The sequence below is a fragment of the Thermoplasmata archaeon genome, assembly GCA_038874435.1.
Taxonomy (GTDB): Archaea; Thermoplasmatota; Thermoplasmata; order Lutacidiplasmatales; family SKW197; genus SKW197.
Genome location: JAVZCK010000005.1, coordinates 1 through 14,544, shown reverse-complemented (window position 1 = coordinate 14,544; position 14,544 = coordinate 1). Strand labels below are relative to the sequence as shown.

At 42.7% G+C, this 14,544-nt stretch carries 14 protein-coding genes; 12 read left to right on the top strand and 2 right to left on the bottom strand.

What is annotated here, in order from left to right:
* The first annotated feature begins 20 nt into the window (after positions 1-20).
* From QXD64_03100 to QXD64_03090, 3 genes are all read left to right on the top strand, one after another.
* Complete coding sequence (locus tag QXD64_03100; protein MEM3396303.1) at positions 21-1,397, top strand: 8-oxoguanine deaminase; 1,377 nt, start codon at positions 21-23, stop codon at positions 1,395-1,397.
* Positions 1,375-2,661 carry a dihydroorotase family protein gene (locus QXD64_03095; protein MEM3396302.1) on the top strand — a complete coding sequence of 429 codons (1,287 nt, stop codon included), beginning with the start codon at positions 1,375-1,377 and terminating at the stop codon, positions 2,659-2,661. The genes QXD64_03100 and QXD64_03095 overlap by 23 nt, the downstream gene beginning before the upstream one ends.
* A gap of 96 nt (positions 2,662-2,757) precedes the next feature.
* Positions 2,758-3,285, top strand: a complete 528-nt coding sequence (locus tag QXD64_03090) for a 50S ribosomal protein L16 (GenBank protein ID MEM3396301.1) — start codon at positions 2,758-2,760, stop codon at positions 3,283-3,285.
* Positions 3,286-3,333: 48 nt separating this feature from the next.
* On the opposite strand, the gene QXD64_03085 is transcribed toward QXD64_03090, so the two are convergent.
* Positions 3,334-3,984 carry a class I SAM-dependent methyltransferase gene (locus QXD64_03085; protein MEM3396300.1) on the bottom strand — a complete coding sequence of 217 codons (651 nt, stop codon included), beginning with the start codon at positions 3,982-3,984 and terminating at the stop codon, positions 3,334-3,336.
* Between the two features lie 46 nt (positions 3,985-4,030).
* On the bottom strand, positions 4,031-5,467 hold the full coding sequence (gene glgA, locus QXD64_03080) for a glycogen synthase GlgA (GenBank protein ID MEM3396299.1): 1,437 nt from the start codon (positions 5,465-5,467) through the stop codon (positions 4,031-4,033).
* A 66-nt stretch (positions 5,468-5,533) separates the two neighbouring features.
* Here glgA and amrB point away from each other — a divergent pair, with 66 nt between their 5' ends.
* The 9 genes from amrB to QXD64_03035 all read left to right on the top strand — a co-directional run.
* On the top strand, positions 5,534-6,361 hold the full coding sequence (gene amrB / locus QXD64_03075; GenBank protein ID MEM3396298.1) for an AmmeMemoRadiSam system protein B: 828 nt from the start codon (positions 5,534-5,536) through the stop codon (positions 6,359-6,361).
* Between the two features lie 33 nt (positions 6,362-6,394).
* Complete coding sequence (locus QXD64_03070) at positions 6,395-7,498, top strand: Xaa-Pro peptidase family protein (GenBank protein ID MEM3396297.1); 1,104 nt, start codon at positions 6,395-6,397, stop codon at positions 7,496-7,498.
* A 1-nt stretch (position 7,499) separates the two neighbouring features.
* The gene (locus tag QXD64_03065; protein ID MEM3396296.1) at positions 7,500-7,694 is read left to right on the top strand and encodes a DUF2116 family Zn-ribbon domain-containing protein; all 195 of its coding nucleotides are present in this window, start codon (positions 7,500-7,502) and stop codon (positions 7,692-7,694) included.
* Positions 7,691-8,653 carry an inosine/xanthosine triphosphatase gene (gene yjjX / locus QXD64_03060; protein MEM3396295.1) on the top strand — a complete coding sequence of 321 codons (963 nt, stop codon included), beginning with the start codon at positions 7,691-7,693 and terminating at the stop codon, positions 8,651-8,653. Before QXD64_03065 ends, yjjX begins: the two co-directional genes overlap by 4 nt.
* Before the next feature lie 44 nt (positions 8,654-8,697).
* A complete protein-coding gene (locus QXD64_03055; GenBank protein ID MEM3396294.1) occupies positions 8,698-9,822 on the top strand; it encodes an MFS transporter in 1,125 nt (374 codons plus the stop codon).
* A gap of 72 nt (positions 9,823-9,894) precedes the next feature.
* A complete protein-coding gene (locus QXD64_03050) occupies positions 9,895-11,022 on the top strand; it encodes a DUF373 family protein (GenBank protein MEM3396293.1) in 1,128 nt (375 codons plus the stop codon).
* 3 nt (positions 11,023-11,025) lie between these two features.
* Positions 11,026-12,255, top strand: coding sequence for an MFS transporter (locus QXD64_03045; protein MEM3396292.1), 1,230 nt, complete (start codon positions 11,026-11,028; stop codon positions 12,253-12,255).
* On the top strand, positions 12,252-13,892 hold the full coding sequence (locus QXD64_03040) for a radical SAM protein (protein MEM3396291.1): 1,641 nt from the start codon (positions 12,252-12,254) through the stop codon (positions 13,890-13,892). Before QXD64_03045 ends, QXD64_03040 begins: the two co-directional genes overlap by 4 nt.
* A 133-nt stretch (positions 13,893-14,025) precedes the next feature.
* A partial coding sequence (locus QXD64_03035; protein MEM3396290.1) for a hypothetical protein occupies positions 14,026-14,544 on the top strand: 519 nt, incomplete at its 3' end.

The window sequence follows — 14,544 nt, the reverse complement described above, 5'->3', positions numbered from 1 at the left end:
TCAACTGCATTTGACTAACCATGAGCAGCATTCTCGTGCATAACATAAAATATCTTCTTACAATGGAGAAGCCATATCAATTGAAGAAGAACATGGCAATCAGGATAGAGAGGAACAAGATTGTGGAGGTTGGAACTGCAAAGGGACTGAAAACAAGGGTGGATGTGAAAATAAACGCAGATAAACATCTTGTGCTTCCTGGTTTTGTTAATACCCATCACCACTTTTACCAGACCCTTTTCAGAAACATGCCCCATGTCCAGAACGCGGAACTTTTTGACTGGCTCAAGGGCTCGTATCTTGTGTGGGCAGGCATTGATGAGGAAGGGCTGAGAGTGAGCACAGCCACCGCAATAGCAGAACTTTTGCTTACAGGGTGTACCACAACTTCTGACCTATTTTACATCTTCCCCTCTGGAAAAAAACTTTCAATAGAAACCCAGATAAAAGTTGCGAAGAAAATGGGAATACGTTTTCATCCCTGCAGGGGAAGTATGTCGCTCGGAGAAAGCAAGGGCGGTCTCCCACCAGATAGTGTCGTTCAGGAGGAAAAAGACATCCTGAGGGATTCAAAAGAACTCATCGAGAAATGGCATGAGAAGGAGAGGTATGGGATGGTGAGGGTAGTGCTGGCACCATGTTCTCCATTCTCTGTGACCACAGAACTCCTCAAAGAAACCAAAAAACTTGCAGACAGATATGGGGTTTATTGTCATACGCACATTGCTGAAACAATTGATGAAGAAAAATTTTGTTTGGAAAAATTTGGGAAAAGACCAATTGAGTACATGGAAGAAACTGGATTCATCGGAAAAAATGTGTGGTATGCCCACTGTGTGCACTTGAATGACGCCGACATCAAAAAACTTGCAGAGACAGGCACTGGTGTGGCCCATTGCCCAACTTCCAACATGCGACTCGGTTCAGGAATTGCACCCGTAAGAAAAATGCTGGATGCGGGTGTGAATGTTTCTCTTGCGGTTGATGGAAGCGGAAGCAACGATTCCTCGCACATGCTTGCGGAATTAAGACAGGCGTTACTGCTCCAGCGATTGAGATATGGTGCATCAGGACTGAGTGCAATCGAGGCAATTGAGATGGCAACAATAGGAGGTGCAAATGTCCTTGGTCGAGAGGACATTGGGAAAATCGCACCTGAAATGGCTGCAGACATTGTAGGTTTTGACCTCCAGAAAATCTATTATGCTGGTGCTCACTCAGACCCTGCGGCAGCCCTCATCTTCTGTGCTAGCCAGAATGTTGATTTTTCAATTGTGAATGGAAAGGTTGTGGTGAAGAATGGAAAACTTCTTACTGCGGATGAGAGAAAAATTTTCGAGAACCAGGAAAGGGTTTCAAGGCGGTTGTTGAGGGATGTCTGTGCTCACAATCACTGATTGCAAAGCGGTAATTGATGGTGAACTTCTTGAGTGTGAAATTCAGATTGAAAACGAAAAAATTGTGGAGATAAAGAAGGTAATTCATGGAGAGAAAGGAGTGGTATTATCTGCAAGAGGGTTGATTGTGATTCCAGGCCTAATTGATGTTCATGCCCACATTCTTGACCCTGTAATTCCATCCTCCAACTTCAAAAATGCCTCAGAAATGGCATTATTAGGTGGTGTGACCACTGTGTTGGAAATGCCCACAGACAAACCCACACTTTCAAAGAATGTAGTTCTTGAAAAATTGGAACGGGCTAAAAGAGAGGCAATTGTGGATTTTGGCTTTCATGCAGGCAACTACAGAGCTGGATGTGGGGCAGAGATTCACAAATTGAAGGGGTTTCTGAAAGCGATAAAGGGTTTTCTGTGTAGCCCTTATCAGATAGACAATCTGGAAGAATTTTTTACTGTGGCGGATGAAGCTGGGCTTCTGCCGATGCTTCACTGTGAAGATGAGGCAGTGTTGAGAGAAGCTGCTGGAAAGCTTGATGGTAAAGAACTGAAGCCCTCGGATTATCCAATGCTGCGTCCAAGCCAGGCAGAAAAGATTGCAGTTGAGAGAGCTTTAAGCACCGCTACTGATTTGAACGCACCATTGCACATTGTCCACCTGTCCTCCAAGGAAGGTGTCGAAGTGTTGAGGAAGCATAAAGTTAGTAAAATCAGTGCGGAAGTATGTCCACACCATCTAGTATTTACCAGGAAAGATTTGGAAGAGAAAGGGGCATTGCTAAAAATGAATCCTCCATTGAGAGAAAAAGAAGATGTTGAGACCCTTTGGCATGCCCTAATCTCTGGACTTGTAGATTGTGTCTCTACGGACCATTTTTACACACCTCAAGAAGAAAAGCAAAAACCGATTGAAAGTGCACCTGCAGGTATCCCAGGGCTGGAAGCTCTATGTCCTCTTATCTATACTTATGGGGTGAAAAAACGGGGAATGAGCATGGCGAGATTTGTGGAGGTTGTCACTGGCACACAGGCAAAAAAATTTGGTTTGTATCAGAAAGGCAGAATTGAGAAGGGAATGGATGCAGACCTTGTGCTGTTGAACCCGAAGGTAACGAAGAAATTCAGGAGTAAGTACTGGAGTCCTTACGAGGGCATGGAATTGACTGGTTACCCTGAGATTGTGATTTTGCGGGGCAGCGTTGTGATGGAGCATGGAGAGGTGTGTGGAAAGCCAGGAAGTGGAAAGTTTGTGTTTGGCCCCTAGTCCATTTGCAACCTTCCTTGAGTGACAAAGCCAAATATTTATATATCCCAAACCATGTGTGGAACTAATTTCCGAGAAGCACAGAAAGGTGATACTATGGTCAGGAAACCTGGCAGAATGTACAGAGAGATTGAAGGGCAGCCATACACGAGGAAGGAATACATGGGTGGTGTGCCCAATGTTCGAATTTCTCAGTTCAAGATGGGTAATTTAACCGCGAATTTTGACTGTGCGGTCTCACTTGTAGCCCTTGAAGCATGTCAGATAAGGGACATTGCATACGAGGCCGCAAGAATTAGTGCTACCCGTGTTCTTGAGTCCAAGTTGCCCAACATGTTCAGATTAACAGTTCGCAAGTATCCACACAATGTATTGAGGGAGCATAAGATGGCAACTGGTGCAGGTGCAGACAGAGTTTCTGGAGGTATGAGAGCTGCCTTTGGGAAAGCAGTTGGCCATGCCGCAAGAGTAAACATAGGTGATGTAATAATTACTGTGGAGGTCCCAAAGGACAAACTAGACATAGCTAAAGAAGCATTAAGAAAAGCCAACACCAAACTTCCGACACCCACCAAGATGGTGATAGAACTAAAGACAAATGTAGAAGAGAAGAAAGAGAATTAATATTGTTTCCATCTGTCTGTTTCTTTCTCTTTTTTATAACCTTCCAACCTACCACTTATATGCTACATAGCTCGTAGTTAAGCCCCAGAGTTTTACTTCATAAATCCTACAACCAGGAAATAACTCAATTAATTCACGTTTTTTTAGGAGTCGAATTGAATTAGCGGTTTTTATTGCGTTCCTTTTAGACATTTTTTTGTACCATCCTAAGTTAAAGTGAGTTAGTAAGAACACTTTAAGCCATAACGGAAAGAATTGGAAGAAGGGAAACATGAAGTGGGGTTCAAATGGGAAATAGAAATTTGGCGTTTGAACGAAATAGCGTTTACCAACCCTTTGGATTTCTTGAGCCATACGTTTTTGGTCATTGAAATCGCCAACATGCTCAATCACGGAATTTGAAAATACTACATCAAACTCATTATCTTTGAATTCCTGCATGTCGCGTGCATCCCCGATAACCCAGTTCAATTTTGGATTAGTTTTTTCTGGAGGGACCATATTTAAAACTGTGAGGTTCACTCCATCTATAAATCCAATTCTTTCCCAAAAAGTTTCTGTGCCACCAACATCCAAAACTTTAATAGGTTTAGGAAGCCGGGATAGAAGGTCCTTAAAAAAGGCAAATCTTTTTCGTCTTAATCTAATCGCAAACGAATCATCCTGTTGATAATCAACGAATCTTTTAAACACACTCATATTATCCTCTATTTCGGTTTTTATACTAAAAAATTACAATCATATATCATAAAATAGACTTGTATAATTCAATATACTCATTCGCTGCACGGTTCCATGAGAAATCTAGTGTCATATCTTTTTTCACAAGTGAATTCCATGCATCCTTTCTGTTAAACTTCTCCAGCGCTCTCAGGATTGCTTTCAGGAATTCATCACCAAGGTAGTTTTTGAATAAGAACCCATTTCCCTTTTCTTTGTCAGCATCCAAATCGAATACAGTGTCAGCCAATCCTCCAGTTCGTCTGGCAATTGGAATTGTTCCGTACCTCATCGCAATCATCTGGATTAACCCGCATGGCTCAAATTTAGAGGGAATGAGAATAAGGTCAGCACCTGCATACAGTTTGTGGGCAAGTTCCTCATCAAATTTAAGCACACAGGCAATTTTGTCACTAACTTCTCTGAAAGTAGAGACAAGTTCCTCATAGTATCTGTCCCCAGTGCCCAGAATCACAATCTGGATATCCAAATCCAGAAGTTTTGGAAGGATGTCAGCAATCAGATCAATTCCCTTTTGTTCAGATAACCGCCCAATGTAGGTGAGCAAAGGAACCTCTGTATTTTGCCGCAACCCGAGTTCCTTCTGAAGTTCCAGTTTGTTTTTTTGCTTTCCTTCAATTGCATTTTCAACTCTATAGTTGTGATACAAGTACTTGTCTGTTTCAGGATTGAAGAACTCAGTGTCAATTCCATTTAGAATTCCAGATACTTTGTGGGAAACATATTTGAGAAGACCTTCCATTCCATAGCCATACTCTTGGGTTTGAATCTCTTTACTGTAGTTTGGACTGACTGTAGTAACTGCATCTGCGTAGACAATGCCACCTTTCATAAAACTAAGCTGGCCATAGAATTCCATTTCCTCCATTCGAAAAACACTTTCGGGTAACCCAGTAAATCGCAATGCATCCCGATAAAAATTCCCCTGATACTGGAGATTGTGAATTGTGAACACAGTTTTAATCTTTGAAAGTTCATCGTTGTTTTTTTCCACTACTTTCAGGTAGGCGGGAATTATGCCCGTCTGCCAGTCGTTACAGTGTATTATGTCTGGTTTCCACTCATGTCTTTTAAGGAATTCTATCACTGCCCTTGCGAAAAAAGCAAATCTTCTTGCATCATCTGGCTGGCCGTAAAGAGAATTGCGCTCAAAATATCTATAGCAGTCCACAAGATAGACCTTCACACTTCCCCAGATTTGTGTTTCCCTAATGATTGCTGTATCCGGGTATTCCTCAATGGTTACTGGAAAATCCATCAAGGTCTTCTCCCAGTTTCCTATGTTTTTGTACCTTGGCATAATCACTCTCGCATCCACTCCCTGCTGCACAAGTGCCTTTGGTAAAGTTCCAGTTACATCCGCAAGTCCACCTGTTTTAGCGAGTGGTGCTACTTCTGAGCTTACAACCAACACCTTCAGTTTTTCTGCATTCTCAACCATGCGGGGGGAATAGATGAACTGATATTTTAAGGATACTTTTATATAACCGCAAGCCCATTATCATCTATGCCTCTGAGAGAGCCAGCAGTTGCAGGTGCATTTTACCCCGCCAGTGCATCTAGTTTGCGAAAGAGCATTGAGCAGTGCTTTCTTCATGAACTTGGGTTTGGGCGAATCCCGAAGCTGGGGGAGCAAGGGAAAAAGAGAATAAAGGGGGTTGTGGCACCGCACGCTGGTTATGTTTACTCTGGACCTGTTGCCTCCCATGCCTATGGGGCCCTTGCCGAGGAAGGTTTTCCAGATACATTCATAATTCTCGGTGTGAACCACCATGGCTTCGGAGAAGAGGTGGCACTTACTACTCAGGACTTTCTAACACCGCTCGGAACTGCAAAAATTGACATGGAAATTGCAAAAAAGTTGATTTCTGAGGGAATTCCAGATGATAAAAGGGCCCATGAGGAGGAACACTCAATTGAGGTGCATCTTCCGTTTCTCCAGTATTTTAAGACAGATATCCAGTTTGTGCCTATAGCCATGTATAGGATGGATTTACCTACAGCGAAAAAGACAGGTGAGGCGATAAAAAAGGCGATTGCAACCACAAACAAGGATGTGGTGATAATAGCGTCCACTGACTTTTCCCACTATGTGCCAAAAGAATGGGCATACAAGTATGATGCTCTTGCAATTGAGAGAATTGTTAATTGTGACCCAGAAGGGCTTTACACTACTATCAGAAAATATGGGATTTCAATGTGTGGGTATGGTCCAGTTCTTACATTACTTTATGCCCTCGGTCTCAAGGGAAAACTCCTGAAGTATGCCACATCTGGAGATGTGGAGGAAATGTTTGAAGTCGTGGGTTATGGTTCAATTGTGTTTGAGCACTGAAACCTTTTTATCACCCATTTCTTTTTGGTTTTTATGCGGAAGCAGCGTGTGGAAAAAATTCTTGCAAATCTGAAGCAAGAGGTAGATGTGATTGTGCTCAGGAACGCAACGGAGCCAAATATAGACCCTAACTTTTTCTATGTATCCGACCTTCCTTATGGACTTTTTGAAGGGTGCATCTGCCTTATCTGGAAAGACGGGACAACTGAGATTTTGACCACAAACCTAGAGGCAGAAACAGCAAAACATGCGAAACTTCCAATCACGGTGTTTGACAGGAAAGAAGATAGAACAAAAATTTTGAAGAAAAAGCTCAGGAAGGTAAAGAAAGTGGGTATCAACTTTGAAAACATAACTCATCTTGGCTACATAGACACTGTAAAATGCACGAAGGATGCAGAGATTGTGGATGTGTCAGAAGCGTTGAGAAAAGCCAGAATGATAAAGGACCCTGCAGAAATTGAACGGATTGCAAAGGCATGTGCGATTGTTTCAAAAGTAGCGGATGAAATTCCCACAATTGTGAAGGAAAGTGGGATGAAAGAATCTGAGGTGGTTGCAGAGATAAATTACTTGATGACAAAATATGGTGCAGCATCGCCTTCATTTGAAACGATTGTAGCATTTGGCAAGAATGCAGCAGAACCGCATTATACTGCTTGCACAGGCACACTTCGAAGAGGTGATTTTGTACTGTGCGATTTCGGTGCAAGGTACATGCGTTACTGTTCGGACATAACCAGAACTTTTGTGGCTGGAAAAGCCACTAAGGAGCAGCAAAGGATGTATGAGGTTGTGCTTGAGGCACATGATGCAGCAATTGATTTTATTTCTGCCGGCAAGTCAGCAAAGGAATGCCATAAGGTGGCTGAGAATGTGATCAACCGCTCAAGGTATAAGGGGAAGTTTACGCATGGGCTTGGACATGGGCTTGGGTTGACTGTACATGACCCTGGCGGTATGAGCCCTAGCCAGGACATTGTACTTGAGGAGAACATGGTGCTTACAGTAGAGCCAGGCATCTATATCCCCAAAATAGGAGGTGTGAGAATTGAGGATGATATTCTAGTTACAAAGGACGGTTGTAAGGTGCTTACAGAGGCCGAGAGAGAGTTCAGGGAGATAAGGGTGAAGTAGGATGGAGGTGGAGGACCATAGACATTGTGTAATTTGCGACAAGGTGATTCCTCCAGACAAGAAAGTTTGCGGTAAAAAGTGCGAGAAGGAACTTGATGCTAGATTGAACAAAAAGAAAATGCTAGTTTATCTTCTATATGCAGGGATGGCAATTTTCCTGTTCATTCTTCTGCTTCAGTTAGCGGGATTGAAATGATCGTAGGTGTTGGTGGAACATTTGACTTGTTTCACAAAGGGCACGAGGCATTGCTCAAGAAGGCATTTGAAGTGGGAGACAAGGTTTTGATTGGCTTGACCAGCGATAAATTCGCATCTAATAAGGGAGGGGTAAATTCATACGAGATACGAAAAAAAACTCTGATTGAATTTGCGGAAAAATTCGGAAAACCCTATGAGATTCTCATGTTGAATGATGCATACGGCATCACACTTAAGAAAGGACTGGATGCCCTTGTGGTCTCATCAGAGACAGTGCAGAGAGCAGTGGAGATTAACAGAAAGAGGGTGAAGAAAGGGCTCCGGAAGCTCAAGATTGTAGTTGTGAAAAGAGTACTAGCTGAGGACCTATTCCCTATCTCCTCAACAAGAATAAGGGCAGGTGAAATCAATCGGCTTGGTAAACGATTAAAGCCCCTTACGATTGCTCTGGGTTCTACAAATCCTGTTAAGGTTGAAGCTGCAAAATCAGTGCTTGCAAAAATCTTTCCAGCGCTTGAGATGAAGCTTTATCCAAGAAGTGTTGATACTGGCGTTGGGAAGCAGCCATTTGAGGGCAAGACAGTTAAAGGTGCAAAGAACCGTGCTCTAAATGCAATAGGGGATTGTGATTACGGCATTGGAATAGAGGCAGGTCTCTTTTACAACAAACAGATGAAGAATTATTTTGATGTGCAGTATTGTGCGATCGTGGATAAGTATGGACGAATCACGCTGGGGCATGGTCCTGGCTTTTCATATCCGCCAGAAGTCATTGAAACTGTTAAGAAGGGAAGGAGCATCGAGGAGGCGTTTGAAGAGATTTACGGCGAAAAAAAAATTGGACAGAGCATTGGGGCAATTGGTTTGCTCTCCAAAGGGCTTACCGACAGAGTGCAGATAACCCAGCAGGCAGTTCTCATGGCATTCGTGCCTAGATTGCATGGATGGGAAGGGTAAATCTAACCAAAGCCCCAAATACCTCCTGTTTTTTGCCCAACTAAATGCAGAACGGATTCTATAAGGCAGCCACCGTCAACCTGCTCGTAAACTGTGGCATATTCGGAGCTTCTCTTTTCATTCCCCAGATTGCAGCCAATGTTGGAGCCAATGGTTTCCAACTAACGGGCATAATAAGCGGTTACAACCTCTCACTTTTCCTCACTTCCTGGTATTTCGGGCGGCTTGCGGATACCAGGGGCAAGAAATATGTGATGCTTTTTGGACTTGGCATCTCAGTTTTCGTCTGTCTTGCCCACATATTTATGATAAACTCAGTTTACACACTAATACTAGCTAGGCTGCTTTTTGGGGCTGCAATCGGTATCTTTCCTGGTGCACTCATTGCTTATGCATATGAAAGAGGAAGCAAAAAACTCGGAATTTATGCTAGCTTCGGGGCTGCAGGCACTGCTTTTGGTTCTCTGATTGTAGGCCAGGTAAAGGATTACACCATGATTTTTATGGTATGTTCTGTGTTTATGTGTGCTGGGTTTGTCCTTGCGCTTCTTCTTCCATTTTCCTCTGAAAAAAAGCACGTCGTCCCGATGTTCCCTAAAAGTGTGATAAAGCGAGCATGGTGTGCCTATGCGGGTGTGCTAATCCGTCATTCTGGAGCAACAGCAATCTGGGCAATTTTTCCTGTCTTCCTTGCGAGAATAGGTTGCACTGCTTTTGAAATCGGTGTGCTTTACGCGATAAACACTGGCACTCAAGCAATTTCAATGTTTTTCCTTGACCGTTACGCCTCCACTAAACTTCTGCCATTTGGCTTTGCTCTCTCTGCTGTAACATTTCTCACATTCACTTTCGCATCAGATTTTCATCAAATGATTCCTACACAGGTAATTCTCGGTCTTTCCTGGGCAACAATGTATGTCGGGGCTTTGAAGTACATAAACGAGAGAAATGAGGAGCATTCAACAGCGAGCGGATTACTAAGTGGAACTACAAGCTTGGCAAACATAATCGGCCCGATTATAACAGGACTTGTAATTGGAAACATTGCATTAGCCAATGCCTCGCTCACAACTTTCCACCTTGTGATGTACATTGCTTCTGGGTTTGCCTTCACAGCCCTTATTCTCTATGTTACAGGGAATAGAAAATATAGAAAAGTCTGTACGTAAAAAAAGAGGTGCCTCCTATGAAGAGGCAAACTGCACAATCCTAATAAACACCTTTTGCTATTCCATTATGAAATGGTAAGAAGAATAGTACTCTGTGTGGATAGAGACAATGACTTAGGAGAGAAAACAGGTATTACTGGACCCGTTATTGGCAGAGAGGAGAATATAGAGGCAGCTAAAGCTTTAGCGCTTAAGGACCCGGAAGAGAGCGACGCCAACGCAATTTTTGGTGCAGTGTCTCTCTATGATTCATTAAAACAGAACGGAGAGGATGTTGAGGTGGTAACAATAACTGGGGATATCCATGTAGGTGCCTATTCTGATAAAAAGGTTGCAGAACAGTTGGATAAAGTCATACACCTTCTTAACCCAGAATCCACGATTTTTATCACAGACGGAGCAGAGGATGAGTACATTCTTCCCATAATCATCTCCAGGTTAAAAGTGGACAGCGTGAAACGAATTTATGTGCGTCAAAATCCCAACATTGAAAGCACTTATTACCTTATTGTGAAAGCCCTCAAGGATGTGAAGTTTCGCTCGAAACTTGTGCTCCCAGTCGCACTTTTACTTATTGTTATAGGAAGCGCGTTTCTGCTTCCAGTCCTATTTAGGTTAAAACGTGAGGGCTGGTTGGGAATTGATTATCTGCCAGCTATCGGAATATATTCCATCTTAATCTTTTTTGGTTTTTATCTCATCTTCTGGGCATATAGAGTGCTTGAGTGGCTTAGTGAATCTGTGAGTGCGTTCAGAGAAGATATTGTTTCTGGCAGTTTGACACTCTCAACAAGCATTCTCGGTATGATAATGATTATAGTTGGATTAATTCAGGGATACAATTCATTTAATGCAAGCAGTGCAGAAGTGGGAATAAGAATTCTTGATTTCTTCAGTGGTTCAATCTGGTGGATTTTTATCGGAATCTGGATTTTTGAAATAGGTAAGGTGCTTACAGTCGTCGTCAAGAAGGGAGAGTTTTCAAAGACATTCTGGGTTACAAGTGCATCCTTAGTCGCAGTTACGATTACAATTTTTGGAGCGATTGGAGTTATTAAATCAATCTTAGGGGCAAATGTTACATGGGACCCACTTATTATTCTTACTATTGTGCTTGGAATCTCAGTTAATTTACTTGCAGTTAGCATGTATACCTATCTAAGACGGGAGAGCTTGAGTGAGGAAAAATGGAGGCATTGAGCAATGAAAATCGATTGGTATGGGAAGATGCTTTTGGCCCTCTACACTTCTACTTTCATTATTCGTCTTTGCTTTGGCATCATTTTGATTGTTCTACCGTACTATCTTCGCCACACTGTCTCTGATTTCATGTTTGGTTTGATATGGGGTGCCTCTCCTTTTGCAGAGATGATTTCTGTGATGTTCATAGGGTTAGCTGTGGATAGGTTTGGAAGAAAGAGAGTTTTACTTGCAGGACTTTTAACTGGTGCCCTCTCTCTCTTCCTATACGCTCTCACAACAAATCCTTATCTTCTGATGATAATCAATGCCTTCCACGGTGTGGCAGCGGCTGCAATTCTTGTCGCCTCACTAGCTCTTGTGGCCGACTATGCCGCAAAGCACACAAGAGGAAGGGAGATGGGTGCGTTTGATTTTGCAAATCTCTTTGGCTGGTTCAGTGGTTTTCTTGTCGGTGGTGTCCTAGTTGACGCATTCTCTAGCTCTTTATCAATCCCATTTCTGTTAGGAGGTGCAGTGGCACTTGCAGGTTTAGGTTTTGCCTATCTCTCAATTGTTGAGCCAGAACTACACAAATTTACTGCTAAAGAAATTACTCCTAAGCATGTGATAAGTGTTTTGACATCTAGGGAAATTCTGCTACTTGTGCTTCCCTGGCTCATGCTCTATATAATGATTGGTGTGATTCTTTCATTCTTCAGCATGGAAAGTGCCCAGATTTCAATGCCAGGTACAACTCTCGCCCTTGTGCTAGGAGGTGGCGGTACAATTTTCCTAGCTACCCAAATTTTCTATGGAAAACTGGCAGATAAGTATGGAAGAATTCCTGTATTGTTCATTGGCACCGTTGGTGTTATTGGTGTGGTTTCCACGGTCGCCTACAGCGTTTATGCATCTCCAACTAATAATGTGGAGGGTCTAATTTCTGTTCTCATGAGCTCAAAACCATTACTTGGGTTGCTGGGCATTTCCGCATTTCTAGCAGGAGCATTTGGACCCAGTGCTTTAGCATCTCTTGCAGATGAATGTCCACAGAGAGCAAAGGGGGTAACTATGGCACTTTACAGCATTGTGATCTCTGCAGGCATGAGTATTGGCCCACCAGTTGCTGGCTTTTTAAGTGATCATTCAGGAACGCTCTCTGTCTTCCTGTTCCTTGTTCTGTGTGCTGGACTCATGCTTCTTTTAGTAACGGTTCGTTACCTTGACTTGAGAAAGAGGGGGAATAGTTGAGAGTAGCCATCGTTGACTGCTATGTTGATGAGCCAAGCGTCCTTGGAGTTCCACCATACATCTCTCCATATCCAAGGTATGCATGGGGTGCGGTTGCAAATGCAGGTCATGAGCCAATTTATGCTACTGTTGATACCTGGCGAAAAAAGGAAGATGCTTGGGAGAAGGTAAGAAATGCAACAATTGTGTATTTCGTTGGTGGCGCCTTGGTGCCAGGTAAATACCTGAGAACAATGCCTGCATCAATGCATGAAATTGTGAGCATGGCAAGAGAACTGAACGGGAAAAAAATTCTAGCGGGACCTGTGGCTAAGTTTTCATTCACGGGAAGAGTGAGAAAGGAGGTCAGCAATGAGTTTGATTGGATTGCAATAAAAGATGGAGAAGCATTGTTGTACGACATTCTTGTAGGCAACGGAGAATGCCAAAGACGGAAGACCCCTACTGAATGGCGAAATTGGGCGCGCACTGGTGCTGCATGCATTCAGTTTGTAAAGGATTTTCCACATGGAGTGATAGCTGAAATTGAAACCTATAAAGGTTGTGTACGCTGGATTACAGGAGGTTGTAGTTTCTGCACTGATGTATTGTTTGGTGAACCAGTTTTCAGGGAGCCAGAAGACATCGTTGATGAAATTGTAGCAATGTATGAGCTTGGACTAAGAAATTTTCGAATTGGAGGTCAGACATGTATTTACTCATACATGGCAAAAGGTGTAGGAGAAACTGAAACACCAGAACCAAATCCTGAGGTAATAAGAAAGCTTTTCACAGGAATTTGGGCAAGATGCCCCAAAATAGAAGTTTTACATCTGGACAATGCAAACCCTGCAGTACTTGCAGAACATGAATCCAAAGCAAGAGAGATAACAAAATTGCTTGTTGAGTACACTACATCAGGAAATGTATTGGCTTTTGGAATGGAGTCCGCAGATTCGGTAGTAGTTAAGCAGAACAATCTCAATGCCAGGCCAGATCAGGTGATGAAAGCAATAGAAATTCTAAATGAGTTTGGAAAGGTAAGGGGAGGAAATGGATTGCCGAGGTTGCTACCAGGACTGAACTTTTTGGGTGGCTTGGATGGCGAGACAAGGAACACATACAAGTTAAATTACGAGTTTCTGGTAGAAGTTTTGAAAAGAGATTTGTGGGTGCGGAGAATAAACATAAGACAGGTGGCAGGAGTTCGAAAACCGTTCAATTTTAAACACAGATCAGAATTCCAGCACTTCAAATTTATCGTCAGAAAAAACATTGACTTGCCGATGCTTAAGAAAATCGTGCCAGAAAAAACAATCATAAAAAGGGTTTGGCTTGAGATGCATGAAGGTAAAACCACATTTGGGAGGCAGATAGGCACATATCCATTGCTCGTGGGCTTTCCTTACCCGATTGAAGTAGGAAAATTTACTGATGGGATTGTAGTAGGCCATGGTGAGCGAAGCATAACATGCATTGAGCATCCCCTCGATGTGAACCACTGCCCGCTTGATGCCCTCACTTCTGTACCAGGTATTTCAAAAAAGCTTGCTGGCGAGATTGGTGCAAAAAGACCTTTTACAAAGGAAGAACTCAAGACCCTTCTCAGAGAAAGGCTGGGGGAGGAAATTGCGAAAAAAATATGGGCCTATCTATAGTTTCTCATCATTTCTTACGGGTCATAAAGATTTGGGGTGCTAGTATATAAAGCAGCATGGTTCTATTCACAACTCCTAAACCTTAATTTATTTCTAAGAATTCCCTGAATAAAAACGAAGGAGGATGGGATGCATGACAATCTCCATGGAAGAGATAGGGAAATGTGATGTGAATCCCATTATCCAGTTGATAAAAGAGCTTAGGGTGTACAAAAGGTGGAATGTGGTGGAGCGAAGAATGGCACCGAAGGTGCGTTTTTTACTCTTGCTTTGTGCATGGCAATGCAAGACGATAATAGAAGCATACAGACGGATGTGTGAAAATGAGGGCTGGCGGTTGTTAGGATTTGAAGAGTGTCCTAACTACGAACTCCTCCGTGAGTTCGTAAACGAAAGAATTGGTCAAGAGAACATGAGAAAAGTGTTTGATACAATTCTCTATGACTTTATCTTTAACTGTAAAAAGAAGGGTATTGAGATAGGAGTAAGGACTGCAGAAGATGCTACAGACATATATTCGCTAAAGCATGATAAAGAAGCAGATTATAGCCCATATTATGAGCACTATGGGTATAAACTGGATGTTGTGCATGACCTCAATTATGAGAGCATACCGCTATCCTACAAGGTGATGGGAATTAATGAGTATGAA

Coding starts and splice junctions, on each gene's coding strand:
- QXD64_03100 (MEM3396303.1), top strand. CDS start 21: ATGAGCAGCATTCTCGTGCATAACATAAAATATCTTCTTACAATGGAG.
- QXD64_03095 (MEM3396302.1), top strand. CDS start 1,375: ATGTCTGTGCTCACAATCACTGATTGCAAAGCGGTAATTGATGGTGAA.
- QXD64_03090 (MEM3396301.1), top strand. CDS start 2,758: ATGGTCAGGAAACCTGGCAGAATGTACAGAGAGATTGAAGGGCAGCCA.
- QXD64_03085 (MEM3396300.1), bottom strand. CDS start 3,984: ATGAGTGTGTTTAAAAGATTCGTTGATTATCAACAGGATGATTCGTTT.
- glgA (MEM3396299.1), bottom strand. CDS start 5,467: ATGGTTGAGAATGCAGAAAAACTGAAGGTGTTGGTTGTAAGCTCAGAA.
- amrB (MEM3396298.1), top strand. CDS start 5,534: ATGCCTCTGAGAGAGCCAGCAGTTGCAGGTGCATTTTACCCCGCCAGT.
- QXD64_03070 (MEM3396297.1), top strand. CDS start 6,395: ATGCGGAAGCAGCGTGTGGAAAAAATTCTTGCAAATCTGAAGCAAGAG.
- QXD64_03065 (MEM3396296.1), top strand. CDS start 7,500: ATGGAGGTGGAGGACCATAGACATTGTGTAATTTGCGACAAGGTGATT.
- yjjX (MEM3396295.1), top strand. CDS start 7,691: ATGATCGTAGGTGTTGGTGGAACATTTGACTTGTTTCACAAAGGGCAC.
- QXD64_03055 (MEM3396294.1), top strand. CDS start 8,698: ATGCAGAACGGATTCTATAAGGCAGCCACCGTCAACCTGCTCGTAAAC.
- QXD64_03050 (MEM3396293.1), top strand. CDS start 9,895: ATGGTAAGAAGAATAGTACTCTGTGTGGATAGAGACAATGACTTAGGA.
- QXD64_03045 (MEM3396292.1), top strand. CDS start 11,026: ATGAAAATCGATTGGTATGGGAAGATGCTTTTGGCCCTCTACACTTCT.